The organism is Arcobacter roscoffensis (assembly GCF_024267655.1).
In the GTDB taxonomy this organism is placed as follows: Bacteria; Campylobacterota; Campylobacteria; order Campylobacterales; family Arcobacteraceae; genus Arcobacter_B; species Arcobacter_B roscoffensis.
This window is the reverse complement of sequence record NZ_CP100595.1, coordinates 1,209,233-1,218,083: the sequence shown is the minus strand read 5'-3', so window position 1 is coordinate 1,218,083 and position 8,851 is coordinate 1,209,233. Positions and strand designations below refer to the sequence as shown.

At 30.5% G+C, this 8,851-nt stretch carries 1 protein-coding gene (only partly in view); it reads right to left on the bottom strand.

Annotation, left to right across the window (positions count from 1 at the left end):
* Positions 1-5: 5 nt before the first annotated feature.
* Positions 6-8,851, bottom strand: the 3' end of a protein-coding gene (locus NJU99_RS05765; RefSeq protein ID WP_254577774.1) for an LEPR-XLL domain-containing protein. It continues 39,730 nt past the right edge of the window; 8,846 of the gene's 48,576 nt are visible here — the last part of the coding sequence; the start codon falls outside the window, past its right edge; the stop codon is at positions 6-8.

Genomic DNA, 8,851 nt, shown 5'->3' with positions numbered 1-8,851 from the left:
TTTTATTATAAAACTAAATCTTCTGTCCATAACTCATACTCTTCATCATCATAGTCAAACAAGATATTATTACTTGTTCTTTCTATATCTATAAATCCTATTGAACTTGTATACGTACTATATTCTACACTTGGCATTATTACTGTATGCTCCGCTACTGTACTTACAGTCTGTACTTCAAAGCTTCTTAATGCTCTGATATTATCATTCTGTGTTATCTGTGTATTTCTTACTACATATTCATTATATGCACTATTTACATTACTTGATTGATTTAAACTTTGATAATTTATTGCTGCTTCAAATTCCCACATTACAATATCTTCCATACCTGTTGAAAGTTCCGTATTTATCTCTGTTAATTCTCTTTCAAATTCTGATTGAGCTACATATTGCATCGAGTAGTTATCTCTTTCTATTAATAATCCGTACATTGTATCATTTATTGTATTATTTTTTATTTTAGCTGTATCATGATTCCCTAGATATAACTTTGTTGTGTCTATTTCTATAGCTTTTTGTCCCATTGTTTCTATTGTTTCTGGGTTTATTAAGTTTCCTTCTGTGTATGCACCTTTTCCTAGCATATTTAGGTTTTCTGACTCTACATTTGTTAACTCATCATTATTATCTAGTATTCTTTTATCTTCTGATACTTTTACTGTTACTGTTTCTGCTGTTAATTTATCTAAGTATAGATCTCCATTTGAGCTTTCTATTGCTAGGATATTTATTGCATTTGAGTCTTTTACTATTACATCATCTATTTGTGTTACATATATTGAGTCACTTGAGTTAAGTGTCATTGTCTCTACATCTGTTAGAAGTGTTGAGAAGGCTACATCTAGGATTAAGTCTTCTGCTATGATTGTTCCTAGTAGGTTATCTTTTTCATTTATTGTTATATCATTTACTACATTTGCTTTTATTGTTTTTATTTCTGTATTCAGGTTTACATTTAGAGCATCTATTATTAATTTATCTGTTTTTACTAATGAGTTTACATCTTTATTCTCTATATTTGAGTTTGCGATTACATACATATTTATTGCATCTACTGTATCTATTTTTAAATCATCATTTTCTATTAGGTAAATATCATTAGTTATTTGAGCATTTAGTGTATCTACATTTGTATTTAGGTAATTTACTGTAGAACCTACACTATTTGCGCTTATTGTTAAATCACTTGCTTCTATTGTTCCGAATAAAGAAGTACTATTTACAATGATAGAGTCTTTTTCACTTAGGTACACTGTATTATTTGAAGCGTTTACATTTATTATATTTACATCTGTATTTAGGTGATTTGTTATTTCACCTATTTCATTTGCATTTATTGTTAATGTTGTTGCTTTTATTTCACCTAATAATTTATCGATAGTTATTATGATTGCATCTTTTTCTGTTAGGTATACTGTATCATTTGCTACTGTAACATTCATTGTATTTACATCTGTATTTAGGTGATTTGTATTTTCTCCTATTTCATTTGCATTTACTGTTAGCTCTGTTGCTTTTATTTCACCTAGTAATTTATCTATATTTATTGTGATTGCGTCTTTTTCTGTTAAGTATACTGTGTCATTTTCTACTGTTACATTCATTGTATTTACATCTGTATTTAGGTGATTATTACTTTCACCTATTTCATTTGCATTTACTGTTAATGTTGTCGCTTGGATGCTTCCTAGTAACTTATCTGTGTTTACTACCATATCATCTACTTCTGATAAATACATTGTATCACTTGATAATGTAGCATTTAATACATTTACATCCGTATTTAAGTGATTATCACTTTGTCCAATTTGACTTGCATCTACTGTTAAGTTTGTAGCTGTAACTTTAGAGTTAGCATCAATATCACTTACACTTCCTGCACTTGCTACTAAACTTACATTACCTGATGTACTTATTATCTCTGTTATAATCGAATCATTCGCTTCTAAGCTTACATCTGCATTTGCTATTACTCTTGAGTCTTCACCCATTGTAATATCTCCTGCTTTTGCTTCCATTGATACTGTAGTATTTGCTTGTACTAATCCATTTTGAACAATATTTGTTCCTGCTTCTAAAGCAATACTTCCATTTGTTGATATTACATCACCTGCATTTACATCTACTGTTATTGTACCTTCTGCTTTTATCTCTATATCATTATTTGCGATTACATCACTTTGTGCTAAGTCTGTTACTAATGATAAGTTTCCTACTTCATCTACTCTTTGTACTTCTACTGCCGATGTTTGTGTAATTAATAAGTCATTTGCTTCTACTACAAATAAGCTATCTGAGTTTGAGCTTAGTTTTGCTACATCTGTTTCTATTAAGTTTGTACTCTCACCTATTGAACCTGTAGTTTCAACTCTTAACTCATCTGCTGTGATATTATTTGTATCTGCATTTGAATCTACTATTGAACCTGCTTTTAACGATACATCACTTGTAGTTACTAATTCACCTAGTGTTAATACTCCTGTAGCGTTATATCTAATATTTGAAGCTGTTGCATCTGTTGAAGTTGTACTTCCCATTGTGATTGTTACAGCTTTTACATCTACTGTTCCAGTTGCTATTACATTTGCATTTTGAGTGAAGCTATTTGAAGCTTGGATACTTAAGTTTCCTAATGTATTTAAATCACTACTTAATACTACATTTCCATTTGTTGCTTTAATAAGTGTATCACTATTTGAAGATACTACTGCACCTTCTGTAACATCAATATCACCTTGTGTACTTACTAAAATCATTTTATCTGTTGATACTAAGTTTTCTTGTGCTCCATTTGTTGTTGATGTAATCGTTCCATCATTATTTACACTATTTACATTTACATCTACTGAATCTATTGAAACTGTATTAGTTTCAGTTATAAATAAACCATTTCCTGCTTTTGCACTTAATGTATCTATATTTGTTTCTAAGTGATTATTTACACTTCCTACAGCACCTGTAATATCTAACAATAAGCTAGAAGCTATAATATCTATTTGATCATCTGTATCTATTAAGTTTCCACCGGCAGTGATTGAAACACTTGATGTTTTTGCATCTATTGTTTCTATTGTTACATCATTATTTGCATCTAATAAAATATTTCCACCATTTTCTACAGATACTAATGTATCTGTTGCCATAGTGATATCATTTCCTGATTTTAATTCTATTGTTTTATTTGCTACTACTGCTTTTACATCTGCGTTTAATACTATATCATTTGTTGCATCTAATGTAATATTTCCACTATTTGATGTTAAGTTTGCATCTAGTGTCATTGTATCATTTGATTTTAACAGTACATTATCTTGGGCAACTATACTCTCACTTACACTCATCGCACCTGATTCTAACACTAAGCTTCCTGCACTTGTTATATCTGAGATAATAATAGCATCAACTTCATCAATAAATGTATCATCTTGTGAAACAGTAGTTATAGTAGATACTTGTGTATTGAAGTGATTATTAGCTTCACCAATATTTGTTCCTGATTGAATACTTAAAGTACTTGCTTGAACTTTTGAGTTTTCATCTATATCACTTACACTTCCTGTACTTGCTACTAAACTTACATTTGCTGATGTACTAATTAACTGTGTTACTATTGAATCTTTAGCTACTAAACTTATATCAGCATTTGATACTGTACTTGAGTTATCGTCCATAGTAATATTTCCATCTTGTGCATTCATTGAAACTGTACTATTTGCTTGAACTAAAGCATTTTGAGCGATATATGTTCCTGCTTCTAGGTTAATATCTGCATTTGTTGATACGATATCTGCATTTGTTGTTATAGAATCTGCTGTATTAAGAACTAAAGTTCCAACACTATTGATACCAGAGTTTACAGTATTTTGACTATCAATAGAAACTGTTACTTCTGCTACTTCAAGAGAATCAACTTCACTTACATAAATATCACTTCCTGCATCCATAGCTATTTTTGATACTTCTGTATTTAATACATTTGCTACAGATCCTATATTTGTAGTTGCTTGTACATTTAATCCATTTGCTGAAATCTTAGAGTTAGCATCAATATCACTTACACTTCCTGTACTTGCTACTAAACTTACATTACCTGATGTACTTATTATCTCTGTTATAATCGAACCATTCGCTTCTAAGCTTACATCTGCATTTGCTATTACTCTTGAGTCTTCACCCATTGTAATATCTCCTGCTTTTGCTTCCATTGATACTGTAGTATTTGCTTGTACTAATCCATTTTGAACAATATTTGTTCCTGCTTCTAAAGCAATACTTCCATTTGTTGATATTACATCACCTGCATTTACATCTACTGTTATTGTACCTTCTGCTTTTATCTCTATATCATTATTTGCGATTACATCACTTTGTGCTAAGTCTGTTACTAATGATAAGTTTCCTACTTCATCTACTCTTTGTACTTCTACTGCCGATGTTTGTGTAATTAATAAGTCATTTGCTTCTACTACAAATAAGCTATCTGAGTTTGAGCTTAGTTTTGCTACATCTGTTTCTATTAAGTTTGTACTCTCACCTATTGAACCTGTAGTTTCAACTCTTAACTCATCTGCTGTGATATTATTTGTATCTGCATTTGAATCTACTATTGAACCTGCTTTTAACGATACATCACTTGTAGTTACTAATTCACCTAGTGTTAATACTCCTGTAGCGTTATATCTAATATTTGAAGCTGTTGCATCTGTTGAAGTTGTACTTCCCATTGTGATTGTTACAGCTTTTACATCTACTGTTCCAGTTGCTATTACATTTGCATTTTGAGTGAAGCTATTTGAAGCTTGGATACTTAAGTTTCCTAATGTATTTAAATCACTACTTAATACTACATTTCCATTTGTTGCTTTAATAAGTGTATCACTATTTGAAGATACTACTGCACCTTCTGTAACATCAATATCACCTTGTGTACTTACTAAAATCATTTTATCTGTTGATACTAAGTTTTCTTGTGCTCCATTTGTTGTTGATGTAATCGTTCCATCATTATTTACACTATTTACATTTACATCTACTGAATCTATTGAAACTGTATTAGTTTCAGTTATAAATAAACCATTTCCTGCTTTTGCACTTAATGTATCTATATTTGTTTCTAAGTGATTATTTACACTTCCTACAGCACCTGTAATATCTAACAATAAGCTAGAAGCTATAATATCTATTTGATCATCTGTATCTATTAAGTTTCCACCGGCAGTGATTGAAACACTTGATGTTTTTGCATCTATTGTTTCTATTGTTACATCATTATTTGCATCTAATAAAATATTTCCACCATTTTCTACAGATACTAATGTATCTGTTGCCATAGTGATATCATTTCCTGATTTTAATTCTATTGTTTTATTTGCTACTACTGCTTTTACATCTGCGTTTAATACTATATCATTTGTTGCATCTAATGTAATATTTCCACTATTTGATGTTAAGTTTGCATCTAGTGTCATTGTATCATTTGATTTTAACAGTACATTATCTTGGGCAACTATACTCTCACTTACACTCATCGCACCTGATTCTATAACTAAGCTTCCGCCTGTTGTTATATCACTTTGTGTTGCATGACTTGTTGTAAGAGTAGCCACACCATTACTAGCTACTCTATTTACCTCTACATCTACACTGTTTACTTCTACTGCATTTGCTTCTGTGATATATACATCTGATCCACTATTTACTGTTACTACATCTACTGTTGTATTTAAGTGATTACTTCCTTCACCTATTGATAATCCTGTTTTTAATAATAAGTCATTTGCTATGATTTCTGAATTTTCATCTATATCACTTAGTGTTGTTCCTGCATAAACAGCTACATCTGCTGTTCCTGCATTTACTATCTCTGTTGTTACACTTCCTGCAGTTGCTTCTATGATGATATTTCCATCATTAGTTTCTAGAGTTGTTCCATCTGCCATTGTGATATTTGTATTTGCTAATACATCTATTGTTTTACTACTTGTTGATGTTGTTACATTTGCATTTAAGTTTACACTTCTTCCTGCATTTAGTGATATATTTCCAGTTGTACTTAATAAGGCTGCTCCTATTGTGATATCAGATTCTGTTCCTATTGCTTGAAGTAATATATCTCCATTTGAGCTTGTATTTGTTGTTATTGTTCCTGTTGTTGTAATTGAACCTTCTTCTGTTACGATTACTACATCACCATTTGAACCTTGTGAATCAATTGAAGAGATTATTAAGTCATCATCTTCTTCTAGGAATATATCTCCACTTGTTATATTTGTTAAAGAGATTGTTGATACATCTGTATCTATTTCTTCACTATTTGTTCCTATTCCTGTTGTTGCGCTTAATGCTGCTTCATTTGCTGTAATATTTGCATTTTCACTACTTAAGTTATCACTTATTGCTAATCCTGCTATTACTGATACATTTCCTGTTGTATTTATTATTGCTACTTCTACATTTGAACTTGCGTCATATGTAATATTTCCTGAAGTTGAGTTTGTTTCTTTTATATCATTCATTATGATACTTCCAGATGTAGCTATTACACTTATATCTCCATTTACTGATGTAATATTTCCACTTTGTGTAATATCTCCTGAATCAACAACAATATTGATTACACCATCACTACTATTTTGTGTGATACCTTTTATTTCTAATGTATCTGTTTCTTGTAAATATATATCACCACTTGTACTATTTGTTAGTGTAATATTTGCTACTGTTGTATCTATATCATCACTATTTGTTCCTATTCCTGTCTGTGCTGTTATTGTTAAGGAAGTTGTTCCACCTAAGATATTTGATGTTTCACCACTTAAGTTATCTAGTACGCTCGCTCCTGCTGTTAATGTTACAGAACCATCAGCTTCAAGAATTGATAATTTAATATCATTATCAGCTGTAATACTAATAGAACCATCATTATTAATTGCATCCATAGAACTAACTTTTGTTCCATCTTGCATCACAACATCTGCTTTATTAGAAGTGATAGTAATTGCACCACTTCCTTGAGCTAATGTATTTGAAATATTTGCGTTAATATTTATATTTCCATCAGCAATTAAGTTAAACTCTCCTCCAACTGCTGTGATTGTATTATTGATATTAAGATCAGTATTTACTCCTGTATCTTTAGCTGTGATATTTAAAGTACCACTTCCTTTTATATCAATACCTAAACCAGTTACATCACCTAAAGCACTTGAAACAGTAGTTGCATTATCAAGAACTGTAATATCACCATTTTCAGTAGTAATTGTAGTATTACCTGTACCAGTTTCATTTGACTGAGATACTTTGATGATGTTTACATCTTGAATACCACTTGCACCATTTGAGATATTTATATCATTATCTACAATATTAAGGATGATATTACCATCACCACTATTTTCAACAGAAAGATTATCAACTAGTAATGCTTGTAAATCCATTCCAGATTGTGCGTATAAACTTAAAGTATTTGCTTTAATATACTCAGACTCACCAAGTTCTCCATCATGTCCAAAGTTTTCATAATCTAACTGAACAATTTTTCCAGTTTGAGAATAAATACTTACATTCTGTGCTGATTCACTAGTTCCAGCTGTAATTTGGTTATAAATTTCTACATTACTATATGCTTCAAGATGTAAATCTTCTAAAGTTTTAAGTGTATAATCACTAGTAATACCATCTTCAACAATAATCTTATTAGCATATAAATATGCAGTATCTAAGAATGTATATGAATTTGCATTCTTTTGTCCAAGGAAAATATCTCCTAGTCCAAAGTCTGCTCTATCACCAAGGTTATAACCTATTTTAATAGAATCAAAACCATCTTTAATTAATGACATTTCAGTATAAGTAAGCTCTAAAACCTCATCAGGATTTACTGAATTATCCATCATACTAGAAACTTCAATGTCAAAAGTCTTATCTGCTGGTCTAATAGTTAATGTTCCATTATTAGTTGATTTTACAACACCTGCAAAGTCAACACTATTTCCTTCTAAGAAAATATCTCCTGTTACAGTAACTGTACCTTTAAAGTCAATGCTATCTGCATTTTCAATATATAAATCACCATAAATTAAAATATCTTCTCTAAATGATACATCTCCTGATGCATCAATTTTTAAGTCACCATTTACAACTACTTCTTTATAAAAGTCAATATCTCTACCATTTACTTCTAAGTACTCTAAGGCATCATCACTTCCAACTTTACCTGTAATATTTACATCAAGTTCAGCATCTACGATAAGTTTATCATCACCTGTTATACCATCACCGTCTAAAGTATGAGACACATGATCTCCTAATGTAATATGAGAATCAACTGAAGTAATAACTACTGTATTATCTACTTGTTCGCTACCGTCTATTTTAATAGAGTCATTGATATAAACAGAAGAATCAACTGTCATATCTGAACTAACTGTAGTTGTAAATCCTGAACCATAGATTTTTAAGCTTGAATCATCATTGATAACTAAATCTCTATTTACAAAAATCTCACCACCAATTTGAGGATTCATAATTACTAAATCATCTTGGAATGTAATAGTTTCTACAGTACCATCTTCATCTTTATCACCAAAGTAGATTTTATTTGCACTTGTTTCACTACCAATAATAATCTCTTCAAAACCATTTTCAAGGTTTGCAATTTCTGATTTATCCAACTGTAAGGCTTCAAGTAAAACAGGATCTGTAATATAATCTCCAATTGCAATATTTGCATATGGATTAATAGTTGAAATATTTAATACACCACCTGCACTTCTTACTGACTCATCAATATTAATATCAGATGAAATAATTTCAATATCTTCACCACTTGCATCAACTGCATCTGTAA